This window comes from Cellulosimicrobium funkei (assembly GCF_004519295.1).
Classification (GTDB): domain Bacteria; phylum Actinomycetota; class Actinomycetes; order Actinomycetales; family Cellulomonadaceae; genus Cellulosimicrobium; species Cellulosimicrobium funkei.
This window is the reverse complement of record NZ_SOZH01000009.1, coordinates 152,216-171,614: the sequence shown is the minus strand read 5'-3', so window position 1 is coordinate 171,614 and position 19,399 is coordinate 152,216. Positions and strand designations below refer to the sequence as shown.

15 protein-coding genes are annotated in these 19,399 nt (G+C 74.8%); 2 read left to right on the top strand and 13 right to left on the bottom strand.

The genetic code is table 11. The annotated features are described in order from the left end of the window. Position 1 precedes the first annotated feature (1 nt). From E1O70_RS15800 to E1O70_RS15785, 4 genes are all read right to left on the bottom strand, one after another. On the bottom strand, positions 2 to 1,345 hold the full coding sequence (locus E1O70_RS15800; RefSeq protein WP_061268083.1) for an ABC transporter substrate-binding protein: 1,344 nt from the start codon (positions 1,343 to 1,345) through the stop codon (positions 2 to 4). Positions 1,346 to 1,399: 54 nt separating this feature from the next. Beyond that, the gene (locus E1O70_RS15795) at positions 1,400 to 3,031 is read right to left on the bottom strand and encodes an FAD-dependent oxidoreductase (RefSeq protein ID WP_061268082.1); all 1,632 of its coding nucleotides are present in this window, start codon (positions 3,029 to 3,031) and stop codon (positions 1,400 to 1,402) included. A gap of 48 nt (positions 3,032 to 3,079) precedes the next feature. Next, positions 3,080 to 4,168 carry a LacI family DNA-binding transcriptional regulator gene (locus tag E1O70_RS15790; RefSeq protein ID WP_061268081.1) on the bottom strand — a complete coding sequence of 363 codons (1,089 nt, stop codon included), beginning with the start codon at positions 4,166 to 4,168 and terminating at the stop codon, positions 3,080 to 3,082. Between the two features lie 248 nt (positions 4,169 to 4,416). Continuing rightward, positions 4,417 to 6,408 carry a beta-xylosidase family glycoside hydrolase gene (locus tag E1O70_RS15785; protein ID WP_061268080.1) on the bottom strand — a complete coding sequence of 664 codons (1,992 nt, stop codon included), beginning with the start codon at positions 6,406 to 6,408 and terminating at the stop codon, positions 4,417 to 4,419. Between the two features lie 258 nt (positions 6,409 to 6,666). Here E1O70_RS15785 and E1O70_RS15780 point away from each other — a divergent pair, with 258 nt between their 5' ends. Continuing rightward, on the top strand, positions 6,667 to 7,689 hold the full coding sequence (locus E1O70_RS15780; protein WP_061268079.1) for an acetylxylan esterase: 1,023 nt from the start codon (positions 6,667 to 6,669) through the stop codon (positions 7,687 to 7,689). Between the two features lie 43 nt (positions 7,690 to 7,732). On the opposite strand, the gene E1O70_RS15775 is transcribed toward E1O70_RS15780, so the two are convergent. The 5 genes from E1O70_RS15775 to E1O70_RS15755 form a co-directional block, all read right to left on the bottom strand. Beyond that, complete coding sequence (locus E1O70_RS15775) at positions 7,733 to 8,146, bottom strand: hypothetical protein (RefSeq protein WP_061268078.1); 414 nt, start codon at positions 8,144 to 8,146, stop codon at positions 7,733 to 7,735. Between the two features lie 55 nt (positions 8,147 to 8,201). Continuing rightward, the gene (locus E1O70_RS15770; protein WP_081600140.1) at positions 8,202 to 9,152 is read right to left on the bottom strand and encodes a 4-(cytidine 5'-diphospho)-2-C-methyl-D-erythritol kinase; all 951 of its coding nucleotides are present in this window, start codon (positions 9,150 to 9,152) and stop codon (positions 8,202 to 8,204) included. Continuing rightward, positions 9,149 to 10,090, bottom strand: coding sequence for a 16S rRNA (adenine(1518)-N(6)/adenine(1519)-N(6))-dimethyltransferase RsmA (gene rsmA / locus E1O70_RS15765; protein ID WP_061268077.1), 942 nt, complete (start codon positions 10,088 to 10,090; stop codon positions 9,149 to 9,151). The genes E1O70_RS15770 and rsmA overlap by 4 nt, the downstream gene beginning before the upstream one ends. A gap of 132 nt (positions 10,091 to 10,222) precedes the next feature. Continuing rightward, positions 10,223 to 11,680, bottom strand: a complete 1,458-nt coding sequence (locus tag E1O70_RS20615) for a resuscitation-promoting factor (protein ID WP_276321422.1) — start codon at positions 11,678 to 11,680, stop codon at positions 10,223 to 10,225. 341 nt (positions 11,681 to 12,021) lie between these two features. Further along, positions 12,022 to 13,011, bottom strand: coding sequence for a helix-turn-helix transcriptional regulator (locus tag E1O70_RS15755; protein ID WP_061268097.1), 990 nt, complete (start codon positions 13,009 to 13,011; stop codon positions 12,022 to 12,024). A gap of 126 nt (positions 13,012 to 13,137) precedes the next feature. Between E1O70_RS15755 and E1O70_RS15750 the strand changes: the two genes are divergently transcribed. Next, the gene (locus E1O70_RS15750) at positions 13,138 to 13,536 is read left to right on the top strand and encodes a VOC family protein (RefSeq protein ID WP_031316669.1); all 399 of its coding nucleotides are present in this window, start codon (positions 13,138 to 13,140) and stop codon (positions 13,534 to 13,536) included. A gap of 19 nt (positions 13,537 to 13,555) precedes the next feature. Here the strand turns inward: E1O70_RS15750 and E1O70_RS15745 are convergent, their stop codons facing one another. From E1O70_RS15745 to E1O70_RS15730, 4 genes are all read right to left on the bottom strand, one after another. Continuing rightward, positions 13,556 to 14,722: an aggregation-promoting factor C-terminal-like domain-containing protein gene (locus tag E1O70_RS15745; RefSeq protein WP_031316670.1), complete on the bottom strand. Its 1,167-nt coding sequence runs from the start codon at positions 14,720 to 14,722 to the stop codon at positions 13,556 to 13,558. Positions 14,723 to 14,899: 177 nt separating this feature from the next. After that, a complete protein-coding gene (locus E1O70_RS15740; RefSeq protein WP_061268076.1) occupies positions 14,900 to 15,886 on the bottom strand; it encodes a TatD family hydrolase in 987 nt (328 codons plus the stop codon). Between the two features lie 2 nt (positions 15,887 to 15,888). Continuing rightward, positions 15,889 to 17,682: a methionine--tRNA ligase gene (gene metG / locus E1O70_RS15735; protein WP_061268075.1), complete on the bottom strand. Its 1,794-nt coding sequence runs from the start codon at positions 17,680 to 17,682 to the stop codon at positions 15,889 to 15,891. A gap of 142 nt (positions 17,683 to 17,824) precedes the next feature. Next, positions 17,825 to 19,120 (bottom strand): aggregation-promoting factor C-terminal-like domain-containing protein, encoded by a 1,296-nt coding sequence (locus tag E1O70_RS15730; protein WP_240696732.1) that lies wholly within the window; start codon positions 19,118 to 19,120, stop codon positions 17,825 to 17,827. Positions 19,121 to 19,399: the final 279 nt, after the last annotated feature.

Here is a 19,399-nt window from a genome sequence, read left to right as displayed (position 1 = left end):
CTCAGTCCCCGAGCAGGGGCTGGATCGCCGCGCACGTGTCGGCGAGGACGCCCTCGACGTCCGCGTCGGCGGTCCACAGCGCGTCGAGCTGGGCGCGCACCGTGTCCTGCAGCTTGGCGAAGTTCTGGTGCGACGGCTTCGTCACGGCGCCCTGGATGCCGTCGACGACGACCGCCTGGAGCTGCTCCTCGCTGAGCTTCGGGTTGGCGGCCCCGAGCGTCTCGGCGGTGAGCAGCGACTCGCGCGGCGGCGGGAAGTACGCGGCGAGCGTCTCGGCGTTCTCCGGGTTGGTGAACCACGCGAGGAAGTCGGCCGCGACGTCGGGGTGCTCCCCGGCCGCGAAGACGCCGATGCCGGCCTGGCCGATGACGTTCTGCTGGCCCGCCGGGCCCGCCGGGAGCGGCACGACGTCCCACCCGAACGAGTCGTCGAGCGACGACGCGCGGCTGATCTGCGTGATCGTCATGGCGGAGTCGCCCGCGAAGAAGTCGGCCGTCGTGCCGGGACCGGGCAGCGCCTTGTCGACGAACGTCGCGTCGTGGATCCACGTGAGCGCGTCGACCATCTCGGGGTCGGTGAACGTGCACTGCGTGCCGTCCTCGCTCCACGGCGTCGCGTCCCAGCCGTCCCAGATCGTCGACAGGTTCTCCCAGACCTTGTAGTCGAAGTCGCGCACCACGAGGCCCTGCTTGCCCGACGTCGCGGCGGCCGCCGCCGCGATCTCGCGGACCTGGTCGTAGGTCCAGTCGCCCGACGCGACGAGGTCGGCCGGGTTCGGCTGGCCCGCCGCGGCGACCTGGTCGGTGTTGACGAACAGCGCGAACGGCGAGTTGGAGAACGGGTAGGCGTAGAGGCCGCCGTCCTTCTCCCACAGCGCGAGCGACGAGTCGAGCAGGTCGTCGTACGCGTACCCCTCGGTCTCCTGCAGCTTCGGGCCGACGTCGACGAGCGCGCCGCTCGCCACGAACTCGGGCGCGTAGCTCTCGAGGATCCACGCGAGGTCCGGCGCGTTGCCGCCCGCGAGCTGCGTCGTGAGGGACGTCGTGTAGTCCTCGAACGGGATGGTCTCGAACGTCACGCCGGACACGAGGTCGGGGTTCTCCGCGACGTACGCGTCGGCGATCTCCTGGAACTGCGCGAGCTGCGTCTCGTCGGCCGTCCAGACGGTCATGCGCAGCTCGACCGGCTCGCTCGGGGTGCTCGGCTCGCCCGCGACGTCGTCGCCGCCGCCGGAGCACGCGGTGAGGACGAGGGCGAGCGCGACGCCGCCGGCGGCCAGGGGTGCGCCGACGAGGCGGCGGCGCGGGGCGGACCGAGGGGCCGACCGTGGGGTGAGGGGGTTCATCAGTTCTCCTTCGGACTGAGGGTGGGCGGGGGTGCCGGGCGCGGGGAGCCCGGGTCAGTAGGGGTGGGCCTCGGCGGGCCAGCGCAGCTCGACGCCCGCCCGGACGAGCTCGTCCTGGTAGTCGGCGAGGAGGTCGGCCTTCGACTGGACGGCGTGCGGCGTGCGGCCGGTCGCGAGGCAGTGGGCCGCGAGGTGGCCGGCGGCCTCGCCGACGTTCCACTCGACCGGGTGCAGGCGGTAGCAGCCGTTGGTGATGTGCGTCGTGCCGATGTTCTTGTTGGCGGCGAGCAGGTTGGTCACGCGCTGCGGCAGCAGGGCCCCGAGCGGGATCTCGAACGGCGTCGACGCCACGTCGATGTACGTGTCGCCGCCCGTCGAGGGGTGCAGGTCGATCCGGTACATGCCGACGCCGACCGAGTCGTCGTAGCGCGTCGCGCCGCGGTCGCCGCGCACGGCGTACGAGACGTCGTTCTCCGTCACCGTCGTCACGGCGCGCAGGCGGCGGGACTCGCGGTGGTAGGCCGCCTGGGCGAGGCCGTCGGCCGAGCCCATGACGTCGGGCCGCAGGCGCAGGCCCGGGAAGCCGGTCCCGCCGTCGGCGCGGGGCGCCTCGGTCTGCATCCAGTAGAGCATCGAGAGGCTGAGCTGCCGGGCGTCGGCGATCCGGGCCTCCTCCACGTCGCGCGGCACGTCGAGCACGGGCGCCAGGAAGTAGTCGATGCTCGGCCAGTTCACGAGGCACAGGTCGCTCGCGTAGTGGCCCGGCGCGAAGAGGTCGCGGGCCGCGATGCGCCGGAACGTCCAGAGGTTGCCGTCGCCGGGGTTCTTCGACTGGTCGGCGTCGACGGCGCGCGGGTCGTCGCCCGGGTTCGGGGTGAACGACCGCACGTCCATCGCGAGCGTGCGCGGGTTGGGCGCCTCCCACGACAGCATCCGGCGCCCGTTCCACGGGCCGGGGGTGTACGTGCTCCAGAAGTCGTAGCGCTCGGGGCGGTCGATCGTGTGGTCGCCGTCCACGTGCTCGACGGCGAAGCACACGCTGAGGGCCTGCACGTTGTCGGGCTGCGCCTCGTCCGGCGCGCTCGGTTCCCCGGTCTCGCGGTTCGACTCGAACCCGGTGACGTACTCGGTGCCCGTCAGCGGCAGGAGCTCGCCCGTCTCGGTCGCGTCGACGACGAACGCCGCGTGCACCGTCACGGCCGCGCCCGCGGCGTCGGCGGTGACCGGGGTGAGCGTCACGGAGGTGACGCGGTCGCCGTCGGTGGTGGCCGCCGTCGGGCGCACGCGCTCGAGCAGGCGGATGCGGCCCGCGGACCGCCACGGGGCGAGCATCTCCTCGAGCACGCCCACCGCGACGCGCGGCTCGTGGCACAGCTTGGAGACCCAGCCCGCGCCGGGGTTGAGGGCGTCCCACGTGCGCGCGGCGTCGGTGAGCGGGTACGAGCGGCGGTAGACGTCGCGGATGCCGTCGCGCAGCGCGCGGTAGCGCGCGGTCACGCCGAACCGCTCGACCCACGGGCTCTCGTCCGGCGGTACCGCCTGGGACGTGAGCTGGCCGCCGATCCACGGGTGCTCCTCGGTGAGGACGACGCGGGCGCCGCGCTCCGCCGCCGCGAGCGCGGCGGCCACGCCGCCGAGCCCGCCGCCGACGACGAGGACGTCTGCCTGGAGGTCTGCATGGGTCACGCTGGGGTTTCCGTTTCTCTGGTGCTCGGTGGTGCGGTCTGAGGTCGGTCAGGCGGGCGCGACGACGCCCGACGGCGCGGCGACGGTCTCGCCGTCGACGTCCACGCACTCGAGGAGCTGGTGGAGCTCGTCCTCCGGGACGGCGACGGCGCGCGACGCCCGGCGGTCCGAGCGGCCCGAGCCGGACTCGGCCGCGACGAGGCGGGACAGCAGCACGAGGGCGCGCGCGCCCATCTCCTCGCGCGGGATGGAGAAGCCCGACCAGCGGCGCCCGCCCGGGCGCCCGTGGTGCGGCTGGCCGAGCAGGAGCACGGAGACGTCCGCCGGCACGCGCACGCCCCGGTCCTCGAGCTCGTCGACGAGCTCCTCCGGGGAGTTCTCGGGTGCCACGACGACGGCGGTGAGCCGCTGGTCGACGATCTCGGCCGCCGTCGCGGGCACGTCGTCCAGCTCGACGAACCGGACGGTCAGGCCGTGCGCCTTCATCGTGGCGCGATAGGCGTCGACGCGGTCGAGCGTCGGCTGGTCGGTGCCGCGGGGCCCGACGTACCCGATGCGCTCGTGGCCGAGCTCGACGAGCCGCTCGACCTGGCGCGCGGTCGCCGCGACGTAGTCGGCGCCGACGTAGGGCAGGCGTCCGCCGTCGCTGCCGCGCTTGCCGATGAAGACGAAGGGGTAGTTCGTGTCGAGCAGGTGCTGGAGCTCGCCGCGGTCCTCGTGCTGGCCGAGCAGCAGGCAGCCGTCGGCGATCCCGAGGCGCTGCCAGCCGTCGCGCGTGAGGCGGCGGCGCCCGTCGACGACGCGCGCGCTCGTGAACAGCAGGATGTCGATGCCGAGCTTCTCGGCCGCGTGCTCGATCCCGACGAGGAACGGCCCGTAGAAGTCGCGACCGGAGCGCGGGAACGTCGCCTCGTAGGTGAAGACGCCGAGGATCTGGTTGCGCCCGCCCGCGAGACGCTGCGCGACGGGGTTCGCCGAGTAGCCCGTGATCCGGATCGCGTCGAGCACGCGCTGGCGCGTCTCCTCGCTGATCCGCACCCCCGCGGGCGTGGAGTCGTTCAGCACGAACGAGACCGTCGCCTGGCTGACGCCCGCCATGGCGGCGACGTCGGCCTGGGTGATGCGGTGCCTCGGCATGGATCCTCCTCGATCACGTCGTCGATGACGTGGAAGGAGTCTCGCCAGGCCGGGCCCGGCCGGTCAACGAGGTAATACGCATTATTACGCCGGGACCCGCGCGGCTCCGCGGGTGGGCGGGCGCCGGGTGATCCGCATAATGCCCCGGTCGTCGCCGTGGCCGGGCGTGCGGCGCGGGACGCACGACGGGCCCGGGGCCGCACCGTGGTGCGTCCCCGGGCCCGTCGCCCCCCTGCTCGCGCGGCGCGCTACCCGCAGGTCAGCGCGCCGTACGGCGCGGTCGTCGTCCCCTGCCCGACGCCGTCCGTCCCGACGACCTCGACCGTCGCCACCCCCGCCGCGACCGTCGTGGCCCGCGTCGCGAACGACTGGTACGCGCTGCGCCCGGGCGCGACGTCGGCCACGGTGCGCTCGCCGAACGGCGTCGCGAGCCGGACCGTCGTCGCGTCGTCGCCCGCGGGGCGCGCCGTCACGGCCACGTACGCGCGGCCCGCGAGGCACCGCGTGACGGCCTCGACCTCGACGACGGGCTCGTCGTCGTCGCACGCCGCCGCCTCCTGGGCGGTCGGCGTCCAGCGGAACCAGTCGAACGACGCGACGATCTCCGGCGGCGTCGCCGAGCCGCGCATCGCGAACGGACCGACGCCCGTCGCCCGGAGCGCCGCCACGTCCACCGTGCGACCCCACGGCGCGAACTCGACGCCGTCGACCGACACCGACGCCTGCACGGCGGTCCCGTCGCTCGTCAGGCGCAGCCAGAAGGTGTCGCCGAGGCCCGCCGGCGGGACGACCGAGTCGAAGCCGGTGTTGCGGTCCGTGCCGTTCTGGCGCCAGATGAACTCGACCCGCGGGCCGAGCGACCCGTGCACCAGGTCGAGCTTCGCGTAGTTCGCGTCGTCGCGGTACAGCAGGAGGCCGCCCTGCTGGAACCGCTCCGTCGGGGACACGGAGACGGCCGTCGTGACCTCCCACGGCCCGGCGGGCACGGCCTGGAGCGGCAGCGCGGCGCCCGCGACGCCGGTCGGGTACGCCGGGACGCGCAGCGCGCCGTCCACGAGCTCGTGCCGGGCCGTCCCCGGCCGGACCACGGTCCAGCGCGCCGGGTCGAGCGTCGTGCCGTCGAACTCGTCGGACGCCGCGCCGCTGCACCGCTCGCGCAGCGGGTCGGGGTCCTGGCCCGGCTCGGGGGGCCGCACGGCGTCGGGGTCGCGCTGCGCCCACGCGATCGTCGCGCCCAGGCGGTCGCCGGACTCGTAGAAGAGGTACGTCTCGTCGCCGTCGGTGACGATCTCCGGGGCTGCGACCCGGCCCGTGTCGTCGCCCACTCCGCTCGCGCGGTGCAGCTCCCACCGCGGGCCGACCTGCGTCATCGTCGGGTCGAGCGTGCGGGCGAACGTGATGCCCGTGGAGCCGTGGTAGATCACGTACAGCTGACCGTCCCACTCCCACAGGTTGCCGCCGGACACGTTGGTGCCGGTCGCGGCGTCGGGCACGACGAGCGGGTCCGGCCGCACGACCCAGGTCTTGCCGTCGACCGACTCGGCCAGCTTGATCCGCCGGATGTTGTCGGTCCGGTTCTGCATGTACGTCATGGCGAACCGGTAGCCGGACGACGGGTCCGGGTGCTCGACGACGCGCGCGTACGACGTCTCCGTGGTCCCCGCGCCGCCGTCGGCGTTCGTCAGGGCGACGCCCGAGTCGTCGAACGCGAGCCCGTCGGGCGACGTCGCCCAGCGCGTCGTGGAGTTCTCGCCGTGGAAGTACAGGAGCACCTGGTCCGTCGCGTCGTCCCACAGGACGTCGGGCGACGAGACGTGCGAGACGCGCTCGTAGAACGGCAGCCACTCGTCCGCGACGATCGGGTTGTGCGCGTACTCCGTCCACGGGCCCTCGAGCGAGTCGGCGTACATGACCGAGATGCCGCCCGGGGAGTCGTGCGGGGCGTAGTAGAGGTACCACTCCCCCAGCGGGTCGTCGAGGTACGCGCCCGCGTGGAAGACGCTCGGGAAGATGAACTCGTCCGTCGGGTTGTAGATCATCGACTCCTTGTCGGTGACCACGCCGCGGTACTCGAACACGGGCAGGTCGGACGCGGACGGTCCGTCGGTCGTCGCTCCGGTCGTCACCCCGGTCGTGGTGGCGGCCGTGGCCGCGGGCGGCGGTCCCGCGGCGAGGGCCGTCGCGGGGACGACCGCCCCGGCGGCGAGGACCGCCGTCAGGGTGGCGACCGCCGTCGCCACGGCGCGCGGTCTGCGGCGTGGTGCTGCTGCTCGGGTTCTCACAGGGGACCTCCGTCGGTTCCTCGCCGGCGGCGTCGTCGCCGCCGGGCGCCACGTGGAGACGTGGGCTGGTGGCAGTGTCGCCGGAGGGGCGCGGGGCAGGTCAAAGGGATGATGCGCATTATTAGCGTGCTCACGGTGCGCCGGGCCGCGACGCTAGAGTCGTCCCGACCGCACCTGAACGTCGGACATCAGACGTATTGACCGGAGGATCGCCCCGTGCCGCTCTTCGACCTGCCCCTCGCCGAGCTCGAGACCTACGCCCCCGCGCTCGACGAGCCTGCCGACCTGGACGCCTTCTGGGCGCGGACCCTCGCGGAGTCGCGCAAGGCGGGCGGGGACCTGGCTCGGTCGGTGCGGCTGGAGCGCGTGGAGACCGGCCTCGACCTGGTCGTGGTCGACGACGTGACGTTCCCCGGGTTCGCCGGCCAGCCCGTCAAGGCGTGGCTCGTGCGGCCCGCCGAGGCTGCCCGTGCCGCCACGGCCGGCGACGGCGCCCCGCTGCCCGCGGTCGTCGAGTTCCTCGGCTACGGCGGCGGTCGCGGGCTGCCCCACGAGCACCTCGCATGGGCGAACGCCGGGTACGCGCACCTCGTCGTCGACACGCGCGGGCAGGGCAGCCAGTGGGGCAGCGGCGGCGGCACGCCCGACCCGGCCGGGTCGGGGCCCGCCGTCCCGGGCGTCCTCACGCGCGGCATCGAGGACCCGCACGACCACTACTACCGCCGCGTCTTCACCGACGGCGTGCGCGCGGTCGACGCCGTGCGCTCGGTGCCCGGCGTCGACCCCGAGCGCGTCGCCGTGCACGGCGTGAGCCAGGGCGGCGGCATCGCCATCGCCGTCGCGGGCCTCGCCGACGGGCTCGTCGCGGCCCTCCCCGACGTCCCGTTCCTGTGCCACTACCGCCGCGCCGTCGAGATCACGGACCGCGACCCGTACCGCGAGCTCACGCGCTACCTCGCCGTCCACCGCGACGCGGAGGAGACCGTGTTCCGCACGCTGTCCTACCTCGACGGGGCGGTGCTCGGCCGTCGCGCCACCGCGCCGGCGCTGTTCTCCGTCGCGCTCATGGACCAGGTCTGCCCGCCGTCCACCGTCTACGCGGCGTACAACGGCTGGGGCGCGGCCGCCGGGGCGGCGCCCGGCGCCGAGCGCGCGATCGACGTCTACCGCTACAACGAGCACGAGGGCGGCCAGGGCTACCGCTTCGCCCGTCAGCTCGCCTGGCTGCGCGACCGCTAGACCGCCTGGCTGCTCGACCGCTAGACCGCCTGGCTGCTCGACGCTAGACCGCCGGGCCGCGCGACCGCGAGGTCGCGCCGCCCGGCGCGGCGCGCAACCGGCGCAGCGCGACCGCCTGGGAGCCGGCGAACAGCCCGACGTCCGCCGCGACCGCGAGGACCGCGAGCAGCACGAGGACGCCCGCCGTCGTCGCCGAGAACGCGGCGACGGCAGCGGCGGCCACGACGTTCGCGACCATGACCGTCCGCAGGGCGGCGCGCAGCGGCAGCCGCGCGGTCATCCAGACGACGGCACCCGCCCACACCACGACCGCCACCCCGAGCCCCGCGAGGACCGGTACCGGCACCCGCAGCGCGGGTGCCCACGACGGCGCGAGGGCGGCGACCACGACGCCGAGCACGAGGCAGTACGCGGCGTCGAGCCGCAGGCTGAGCAGTCCGAGCCGTTCCCCCACCATGTCGGCGAGCCTACGCGCACGCCCCTCGGGGGCGCGCCCGCTGCCGGCCGGGTGGTCAGTGCGCGACGACGCGCGCGCCCGCCGCGGGGGCCGTGGTGCACCACACGGTGTCGCACGCGTCGTTCGCCGTCCACGAGGCCGCGATCGCGAGCGCGTGCTGGCGGCTGCGGGCCAGCGCGGCGACGGTCGGGCCGGAGCCGGACACGATCGCGCCGAGCGCGCCGGCCTCCGTCGCGACGTCGATCGTCCGCTGGAGCTCGGGCCGCAGCGCGAGCGCCGGGCCCTGGAGGTCGTTGCGCAGCACCTGCCCGAGCCCGACGGCGTCGCCCGCGCGCAGGGCCTGCATGAGCGCGGTGTCCTCCGCGAGGTCCAGCTCGGCGGGCCCGCCCACGGTCTCGTCGAAGGTGCGGTAGACCTGCGCGGTCGACAGGCCCTCGGCCTGGACCGCGAACACCCAGTGGAACTCCCCGCGCGTCATCGCGGGGGTGAGCACGTCGCCGCGCCCCGTCCCGACGGCGGTGTGCCCGACGAGCCCGAACGCGACGTCGGCCCCGAGCCCCGCGGCGAGGCGGACGAGCTCGGCGCGCGGCACGCCCGCGTCCCACAGCGCGTCGCACGCGACGAGCGCGGCGGCGGCGTCGGCCGACCCGCCGGCCATGCCGCCCGCGACGGGGACCTCCTTGTGGATCTCCAGCCGCACGTCCGGGTCGAGCCCCACGTGCTCCGCGAGCGCGACGGCGGCGCGCCACGCGAGGTTCGTCTCGTCGGTCGGCACGGCGTCCGCCTGGAGGCCCGAGACGCTGAGCGAGACCCCGGAGCCCGGCGGCACCTGGTGCGCGACGACGTCCTCGCTGAGCCCGACGGCCTGGAAGATCGTCACGAGCGGGTGGTAGCCGTCGTCCTGCACCGCCCCGACGCGCAGCGAGAGGTTGACCTTGCCGGGCGCGCGCACGCGGACGGACGGGGGCGGCGCGAGGGAGATGCTCGGCGGGCGCGGGGGTGTCACGCGTCCACTGTGCCAGGTCGGCCGGTGGGTCGCTCCGCGGCGGGGGCGGCGCCGCGCGCCGGACGGTCGGCGAGGCCGACGCGGCGGACGAGCTGCTCGGCGACGCGCGCGAAGGCCGCGACGTCGAGCACCTCGCCGCGCGCCTGCGGGTCGACGTCCGCGGCCTCCAGCACCTCGGCCGCGACGCTCGCCGAGCCCGCCAGACCGGACAGCGCCGAGCGCAGCATCTTGCGGCGCTGCGCGAACGCGGCGTCCACGACGGCGAAGACCTGCTCGCGGGTCGCGGCGGTGGCAGGCGGCTCGCGGCGGTCGAGCGCGACGAGGGCCGAGTCGACGTTGGGGACGGGCCAGAACACGGAGCGCCCGATCGTGCCCGCGCGCCGCGCGTCGGCGTACCAGGCGGCCTTGACCGACGGCACGCCGTACGTGCGCGACCCGGGGGGCGCGGCGAGCCGGTCCGCGACCTCCGCCTGCACCATGACGAGCACGCGCTCGAGCGAGTCGAAGCGCTCGAGGAACGTGAGCAGCACGGGCACCGCGACGTTGTACGGGAGGTTCGCGACGAGCGCGGTGGGCGGCTCGCCGGGCAGCGACGTGACCTCGAGCGCGTCGGCGCCCACGACCTCGAGCCGGTCGCCGACGTCGGGCACGTGCGTCGCGACCGTGTCCGGGAGCTGCCGCGCGAGGACGGGGTCAATCTCGACCGCGACGACGCTCGCGCCCGCCTCGAGCAGCCCGAGGGTCAGCGAGCCGAGCCCGGGCCCGACCTCGACGACGCGCTCGCCGGGGCGGACGTCCGCCGCGCGCACGATCTTGCGGACGGTGCCGCCGTCGTGCACGAAGTTCTGGCCGAGGGTCTTGGTGGGGCGGACGCCGAGACGCCCCGCCAGGTCACGGATCTCGGCCGGACCCAGCAGGGCGCCTCGGGTATCGCTCATGGGACGCAAGCCTACCGACCCGGCGCCGACGGGCCCTCGCCGGGGACGACGAAGGGCGGGACGCCGTGCGCCCCGCCCTTCGTCGTCGTCCACCGGTCCGCCCTCAGGCGGCCGGGTGCGTGCCGTACAGGCTCAGAGGAGCCCGAGCTTGCGCGCGCACGCGGGCCACTGGCCCCAGCCCGAACGGGCCTGGAGCGCCTGGGCACGCTGCGTCTGCTCGGCCGCCGAGGCCTCCGACGGGAGGCCGGAGCCGCCCATCGCCCGCCACGTGGGGAGCGAGAACTGGTAGAGGCCGTAGTAGCCGTTACCGGTGTTCGTCGCGGGGTTGCCGCCGGACTCGCACTGCGCGAGCGCGGACCAGACCCCTGCCGGGGCCGACCCGAGGTCGGCGGCCGGGGCGGGCGCCGGGGCGGACGAACCGCCCGACGAGGAGCCGCCGCCCGACGACGAGGACGACGAGCGCTGCGGCGCCGCCGGCTTGGGCTCCGGCTTGGGGCGCTCCTTGGTGCCCTGCACGAGGATCTTGTTCACCGGCGGCGTCGTGACGCCCTCGGAGACGAGCTCGCGGGACTCCTCCACGCCGTCGACCGTCGTGACGCGGTGCACCGTCGTGTGGATGCCCTCGGCGCCCTCCTGCTTGACGACCGGGTCGAGGTCCTTGAAGCGGTCGGCGTCCTCCTCGGTGACCGTCTCGAACGGGACGGCCGCGTCGGTGGCCACCTCCTCGACCTTGACGCGCTGCACGACGAGCGAGACGGGCGCGGCGTCCGCCGCGGCCTCGGTGTCCTCGGACGTCGCGACGGCGGCCGGCTCCTCGGTGGCGGCCGCGTCGGCGGCGGGCGCCTCCTCGGCCGGGGCCGCGGCGGCCTGGGCCGCCTCGACCTGCTCGGTCTTCTCGACGTGGACGCGGTCGAGCTCGCCGAGCTGGACGCCCTGCTGGTCGAGGATCGCGTCGATGCCGATGCTGCCGTCGGGGGCGACCTTGGTCTCGCCGTCGACGACGACGTTCACGGGGCCGTCCGCGTCGAGGCGGATCGGGAGGGAGGCGCGCTCGCCGGAGCGCGACGCCACGAGGCGCACGTCGCTGCCGCGCGAGGCGAGGGTCGTGAGGGCCTCGTCCGCGTCGAGCGACGTGAGCCACACGGAGGACTGGGAGCCGTCGACCTGCACGGGCACCTCGCGCCCGTAGCGCACGACGACGTCGCCGCCGCCGCGCAGGGCGGAGTCGACGTCGGGAACGACGAGGTCGCGGTCGCCCACGGCGACGTCCTGCTCGGCGAGCAGGCCCTCGACCGAGCCGGCGAAGGTCGTGACGGTGGTGATCTGGCCGTCGACGTCGAGCTCGACGGTCTTGCGCGCCTGGCCGTAGGCGACGGCACCGGTCGCGAGGAGCACGACGGTGGTCGCGCCGGCGACGAGCGGCCAGCGGCGGCGACGGTGCGCGGTGGTGGTCGCGGGGCTCTGAGGGCTCTCCGCGAGGGTCTCGGTGGTGTCGGGGGTGATGTCGGCGCCCTCGGGGGCGCCGGCCGCGTCAGCGGTCCGGTGGAAGGGGTTCTTCACTCGGGTCCAGTCGTCGTGCGTCCCGGGCACGGAGGCTCGACGGCGCGTGGCACCACCCGTGGCCCACGGCGGACTGACGTCCTCCGCGGCGGGCGCACACGTGCGACCACGGGTCTCGAGCGGCCGATCCGGCTGCCGGCGCCACCCTCGGCACCCCTTCCCCAGGGCCCGTCGACGGCGCACCGCTCGCGTCGGTCCGGGCACGTCCTGCCGGTCCGGGTGGACCGTCGGAGCACGCCGTTCACGCGCGAGCGACGATCGACCGTAACCGATCTGTTATCGAAGTCCAACCCCTGGGGGGATACGCTGGCGAGTTCTGTCCGGATTTCGGCGTGAATGTCGTGCGCTCTCCACGAGTTCCGCACGCCGCCTCACGCGCCCTCCCCCTCCCCGTGCTCGTGCCCGTGCGCGCGCCCGGCGCGCGCGCCGCGCGCCCCGAGCCGCGCCAGGACCGTCGCGAGCTCGGGCGGGTCCAGCACGGTGACGTCCACGTCCAGGCTCAGCAGGAACCCCGCGACCTGGGCGAGCGACGTGCCCCCGGTCTCGAGCACGCACGCGTCGGGGCCGTCGTCTGCGAGGGCGCCCGCGACCGGGGAGAGCCGCTCCGCCACGACGCCCGCCGGGGCGTGCAGCCGCACCCGCACGGGACGCGCCCACGCGGCGGAGCCGACGCCCCGCACGACGTGCGCGACGGCGTCGCCGCCCGGCACGGGGCGCGGGACGAACCGCGGGCCGCCGGGCGTGCGCAGCGTCAGCCGGTCCACGCGGAAGGTGCGCCAGTCGTCCCGGTCGAGGTCGAACGCGAGCAGGTACCAGCGGCGCCCCACGTGGACGAGGCGGTGGGGCTCGACGGCGCGGGACGTCGTCGTGCCGTCGTGCGCGCGGTAGTCGAGGCGCAGCCCCGTGCGTGCGGCGACCGCCGCCGCGACGTCGGCCAGCACCTGCGCCCCGACGGCGGGACCACCGCCGGGTGCGCTCGCGACGGCGGCGCGCAGGGCGTCCGCCCGGACGCGCAGGCGGGCGGGCAGGACCGTGTCGAGCTTGACGAGCGCGCGCGCCGCGACCTCCTCGACCCCGGCGATCGACCCGGTGGCCGCGGCGCGCAGCGCGACCGCCACGACGGTCGCCTCCTCGTCGTCCAGCAGCAACGGCGGCAGCGCCGCCCCCGAGCCCAGCCGGTACCCGCCCGCGGCTCCCGGGGACGACCGCACCTCGTAGCCGAGCAGGCGCAGGCGCTCGACGTCGTTGCGCACCGTGCGGGTCGTCACGCCCAGGCGGTCGGCGAGCTCGGGCCCGGACCAGGACGCGCGCGCCGGCAGGAGCGCCAGGAGGCGCAGGAGCCGGACCGAGGTGTCGAGCACGTCCCCATCGTGCCGCACGATGCGGAACCGCACGTTCCGCAGCGGGGTCTACGGTCGACGTGTCGGCCCCGCCGGGGGCGACGGGAGGACGGGACCGGGCACCGCCCGACGACGGAGGAGACGACGATGCTGCGTGGGATGGCGACGCTCAACCTGTGGGCCGACGACCTCGAGGCCGCGGCCGCGTGGTACGCGGAGGTGCTCGGGACCGAGCCCTACTACGTGGTGCCGGGCGGGTACGTGGAGTTCCGCGTCGGCGACCGGCAGGACGAGCTGGGCATCATCGCCCGGTCGTGGTCGCCGCGCCCTCAGCCGGGCACGCCGGGCGGCGCGATCGTGAACTGGCACGTCGACGACGTGCGGGCCGCGTTCGCCCGCCTCCTCGCCCTGGGCGCGACGGAGTACGAGGGCGTCGTCGAGCGCGGGCAGGGCGAGGGCTTCGTCACCGCCTCGGTCGTGGACCCGTTCGGCAACGTCCTCGGGATCATGCAGAACCCGCACTACCTCGAGATGCTCGGGCGGTAGCGGCGCGACTGCGGAGCGGTCAGTACCAGCCCTTGGCGACGGAGTGGGACCACGCGGAGCACGGCGTGCCGTAGCGGCCCTCGATGTACCCGAGGCCCCACGTGATCTGCGTCGCCGGGTTGGTGCGCCAGTCGGAGCCCGCGCTCGCCATCTTGGAGCCGGGGAGCGCCTGCGGGATCCCGTACGCGCTCGAGCTCGGGTTGTCCGCGTCGACGCGCCAGTTGCTCTCCTTGGTCCAGAGCTTGTCGAGGCACACGAACTGGTCGTCGCCCCAGCCGCGCTGCGCGGCGAGGGAGCGGCCGACGGCGCGCGCCGAGCCCGGGTCCACCGAGACCGAGACGTCCATCGTCCCGACCTTGATGACCTCGTTCCGCGGCTCCGTCGTGACCGTGCGCGTGAGGACCGTGCGCGACACCTCGGCCCCGCCGAGCGTCTGCACCGAGTAGGTCGTGACCGCCTCGCCGACGCGACCGGACTGCACGACGACGCGGTGCCCCTGCGGGAGCGTCGGGTCCTCGCGCTCCTCCGTCTCGAACGGCAGGACCTCCGTGACCGTGTCCGCCGTGGCCGCCGCGCGGCTCACGAGCACGAGCATCCCGTCCACCGCCGCGGCGTCGAGCGGCGCGGACGTGCCGTCGCCCTCGGCCAGCACGATGCCCGCGGTCGCGAGGACCCCGCGCACCGTGGGCTCGGCCGTCGTGATGGGCATGACGGCGCCGTCCACCGCGACGTGGACCGTCTTGAGCGTGGAGACCCGGATCGGCTCGCGCCCGAGGGCCTGCGTGCGCGACACCTCGGTCACGGCGCCCTCGGCGCGCGGGCCGAGGTAGGTGAGCAGCTCGCCCACGGTGCGGGCCGTCGTCGGGATCGTCTGCACCTGGCCGTCGATCTCGACCGTGACGTCGTGGCTCGTGCGCACGACGATCGTGCCGCCGTCGCGCGCCGGGTCGGCGAGCGCGGGCTCGACGAGGTCCTGCTCGCCGACCGCGACGCCCTGGTAGTCGAGCACCGCGGCGACCGTGCGCCCGTACGCGGAGACCTGGTGCAGCTCGCCGTCCACGTCGAGCGTGACGTCCTTGTGGAGCGTGGCGAACGCGCCGGTGACCCCGACGAGGCTCGCGACGACGAGGCCCTGGGCCGCGAGGCGCTGCACGCGCCGCCGGCCGGTTCCGTCAGGTGCGAGCACGCGGGCGGTCCCTTCTGCGGGAGGACGCCCGCCGGCGAGCGCCGGGGGCGAGGTGCGGGACGTCGTCGGCGCGGGGCGCGCGACGCACGGACCCGACCGTAGCCGAAACGTGACCTGGGGCGAAACCTCGCAGCCCTCGCGCACCGGACGCGGTGCGCCCGCCCGGACGCCTCGTCGTCACCAGGAGCCGTAGACCGCGACGGAGGTCGCGGCCAGGCGCTCGCACACGTCCGCGAGCGGTCGGTCCACGACCTCCGCGACCGTACGGACCGTCGTCGGCAGGACGTACGGCGCGTTGGGCCGCCCGCGGTACGGGTGCGGCGTGAGGTACGGCGCGTCCGTCTCGACGAGGACCTGCCCGAGCGGGACGGCGCGCAGCGCGGCCCGCAGCTCGTCGTTCGCGCGGAACGTCACCGGGCCCGCGAAGGACAGGTACCAGCCCTGCTCGGCGCAGAACCGGGCCATCGCGGCGTCGCCCGAGTAGCAGTGGAAGACCGTCCGCTCGGGGGCGCCGTCGCGCGCGAGGACGTCGAGCACCTGCGCGTGGGCGTCGCGGTCGTGGATCTGGAGCGCGAGGCCGAGCTCCTTCGCGAGCGCGACGTGCGCGCGGAACGCCTCGCGCTGGACGGCCTCGCCCCGGGCACCGGTCCGGAACAGGTCCATCCCGGTCTCGCCGATCGCGCGCACGCGGTCGTTCGCGCGCGCGATCGCCGCGATCTCCGCGACCGCGTCGTCGAGCGGCACGTCGTGGTGCGGCCGCGGGTCGGGCTCGAGCCCGTCCGGGCCGACCTCCCGCACCCCACCGTGCAGCACGGCCTCGTTCGGATGGATCGCCACGGCCCCGAGCACCTTCCCCACCCCGGGGCCGAGCATGGGGTTGTCGCCCGTCACGGCCGCCGGGCGGGCAGCAACCCCATGCTCGGCAGACGCCGGTTCCCTCAGGAGGGCGTCGGTCCACCGCGCCGCCGGCAGGTCGCAGCCGACCTGCACGAGCCGGTCCACGCCGACGGCCGCCGCCCGGGCCAGGTGGTCCGCGACGGTCGGGGCAGGGGTGCCCTCGGGGAGGACGTGGGCGATCGAGTCGAGGTGCGTGTGGTTGTCCACCACCGGGACCGGCAGCGGCTCCGGGTCCGGCGGCCAGCCGCGCTCGCGCTGCTTGGCCACCGTCAGGCGTTCTCGCGCAGGCGGTCGAGCTCCTCCTCGACGATCGAGTCGTCGAGCTTGGTGAACACCGGCATCGGCTTGCCGACCGGGGTGCCGGGCACGACGGCCTTCGGCTCCCACGTCGCCAGGCCCTCGGCGCGGTAGTCGCCCGTGATGACCGGGTAGTGGCGCGAGTCGTCGTCGAGGTCGGTCACCTCGTCGATGCGCGGCTGGGCGGCGAACGTGCCCGTGCCGCCGAACGCCTCGTGCACCTGCTGCGCCGAGTGCGGCAGGAACGGGGACAGGATCGTGTTGAGGTCGCTCACGGCCTGGGTCACGGTGTGCAGCACGGTCGCGAGCCGGTCCGGGTCGGTCTTGAGCTTCCACGGCTCGGTGTCCGACACGTACTTGTTCACCTCGCCGACCGTCTTCATGGCCTCGGCGACAGCCGCGCGCTGACGGTGCGTCGCGATGAGCTCGCCCACGCGCCCGAACGCGGTCGTCGTCGTCGCGAGGACGCCCTCGTCGATCGGCTGGCGCTGCCCCGGCTCCGGGATCGCCCCGAAGTTCTTGTGCACGAGGTTCGCCGTGCGGTTCACGAGGTTGCCCCAGCCGGCCACGAGCTCGTCGTTCGTGCGGCGCTGGAAGTCGGCCCACGTGAAGTCGACGTCCTGCGTCTCCGGCCCGGCCGACGCCACGTAGTACCGGAACGCGTCCGGCTGGTAGCGGGCCAGCATGTCGCGCACGTAGATGACGACGCCGCGCGACGACGAGAACTTCTGGCCCTCGACGTTGAGGAACTCGCTCGACACGACCTCCGTCGGGAGCTGGAGGTTCCCGTAGGCCCCCGGCGCCCCGCCCTTGCTCCCCCGGCCGTCGTAGCCGAGCAGCTCGGCCGGCCAGATCTGGGAGTGGAACGTGATGTTGTCCTTGCCCATGAAGTAGTACGACCGCGCCTCCGGGTCGTTCCAGTACGCGCGCCACGCGTCCGGGTCGCCACTGCGCCGCGCCCACTCGATCGACGCCGAGAGGTACCCGATCACCGCGTCGAACCACACGTACAGGCGCTTGCTCGAGTTCTCCTCCCACCCGGGGAGCGGGACCGGGATGCCCCAGTCGATGTCGCGCGTCATGGCGCGCGGGCGCACGTCGTCGAGCAGGTTGAGCGAGAACTTCAGGACGTTCGGGCGCCACGCGGTGCGCGTGCGCAGCCAGTCCCCCAGCGCGTCGACGAACGCGGGCAGGTCGAGGAAGAAGTGGTTCGACTCGACGAACTTCGGCGTCTCGCCGTTGATGCGGCTGTGCGGGTTGATCAGGTCGATCGCGTCGAGCTGGTTGCCGCAGTTGTCGCACTGGTCGCCGCGCGCGCCGTCGTAGCCGCAGATGGGGCACGTGCCCTCGATGTAGCGGTCGGGCAGCGTGCGGCCCGTCGACGGCGAGATCGCGCCCATGGTCGTCTGCTCGACCATGTACCCGTTCTTGTGGACCGTGCGGAACATCTCCTGCACGACGGCGTAGTGGTTGCGCGTCGTGGTCCGCGTGAACAGGTCGTACGACAGGCCGAGCTGGTGCAGGTCCTCGACGATGACCCGGTTGTACCGGTCCGCGAGCTCCTGCGGGCTCACGCCCTCCTTGTCGGCCTGGACGAGGATCGGCGTGCCGTGCTCGTCGGTGCCCGAGACCATGAGGACGTCGTGACCCGCCATCCGCATGTGCCGGCTGAAGACGTCCGACGGGACACCGAAACCTGCGACGTGGCCGATGTGGCGCGGCCCGTTGGCATACGGCCACGCCACGGCCGAGAGGATGTGGGTCATGGTGCCCGATCCTAGTCGGGCAGCGCCGCGCCTCGCGGCGGCGTCCACCGCCGGGGGACGAGCGCCGCCGAGCACGGGGTTGCCGACGTTCTCAGCTCCAGGACGTCGGCAACCCCGTGCTCGGCGGAGGGAAGGCGCGTGCTCAGTACCAGTTGACGGCCTGCGAGTGCGACCACGCGCCGCACGGCGAGCCGTAGGAGCCGGCGATGTAGTCGAGGCCCCAGGCGATCTGGGTCGCGGGGTTGGTCGCCCAGTCGGCGCCCTTGCTCGCCATCTTCGAGCCGGGCAGCGACTGCGGGATGCCGTAGGCGCTCGACGTCGGGTTGTCCGCCGTCGGGTTCCAGTTGGACTCCTTGGTCCACAGCTTCTCGAGGCACGTCCACTGCGAGCCGGTCCAGCCACGCTCGGCGGCCATGGCCTGCCCGATCGTGCGCGGGTCCTTCGGGCGCTCCTTCGTGCCGGTCGTGACGACCTCGTCCACGGGAGCGGTCGTCACCTCCTGCGAGAGCTGCTCGCGCGACTCCTCGACGCCGTCCACGAGCGTGACCTCGAACGTCGTCGTGGTGACGCCGTCGGCACCCGCCTGGGTGACGGCCGACTCGTCCGTGTACTTGGCGTCGTCGGGCTGCTGCACGGTCCCGTGCGGCACGGGGGTCGTGGTCTGCTGCTGCTCGACGACGACACGCTGCACGACGAGCGACACCGCCGGCGCACCCGGCTCGGGCGCCTCGACGCGCTGGACGCTCACGCGGTCCAGGTCGCCGAGCTCGATGCCCTGCTGGTCGAGGATCGCGGGGACGCCGATGCTGCCGTCGGGCGCGACCTTCGTCTGCCCGTCGGCCACCACGTTCACCGGACCGTCGGCGTCGAGGCGCAGGCCGAGCGACGCGCGCTCGCCGGACCGCGACGCGACGAGGCGGACGTCGCCGCCGCGCTCGGCGAGGGTGTCGAGCGCCTCGTCGGCGTCGAGCGCGGTGAGCCAGACGTCGGACTGCGCGCCGTCGGTCTGGACGGTGACCTTCTTGCCGAGGCGCACCACGACGTCGTCGCCGTCGCTGAGCGCGGAGCCGGGGTCGGGAGCGACCTGGTCGCGCGCGCCGACCTCGACGCCCGCGGCGTCGAGCGCGCCACCGACGGAGCCGGCGAGCGTGCTGACGGTGGTCGTCTCGCCGTCGACGTCGATCGTCACGGTCTTGCTGGCCTCGCCGTAGGCGACGGCACCGGAGCCGACGAGCGCGACGGCGGTGGCCGCCGTGACGATCGACCAGCGGCGTCGGCGTGTGGAGCGCAGGGTCCGGGCCGCGCGGGCGGACCGACGGGTGGCGTTCTCGGGGCTCTCGGGGCTCTCGGCGGTCGGCACCGCCTCGGCCGTGGTCTGGGGGGTGTGCGCCGTGACGTCGGCCGTCTCGGGCGCGCGGGAACGGAAGGGGTTGTGCACAGTGGTCCAAGTCGTCGGGGGCTCCCGGGCACGGGGGTCGACGGCGCGCACGCGCCCGCGGGGTGCTCCGCAGCGTGGCGGGCGCACCCGGTTCGACCAGCCGATCCGGCGTCCTGCGGCCCTCGGCGCCCTGGGCGCCCGGGAGAGGCCGCGTCCCACGGCCGGCCATTACACCTGTCCCCGGTGAGCGGCTACGCGAGACACTCGACCGTAACCGATTCGTTATCGCACACCAAACCGCCTGGTCAGCTCGCGCGTCCGGCGCGCACACTCCCGGGC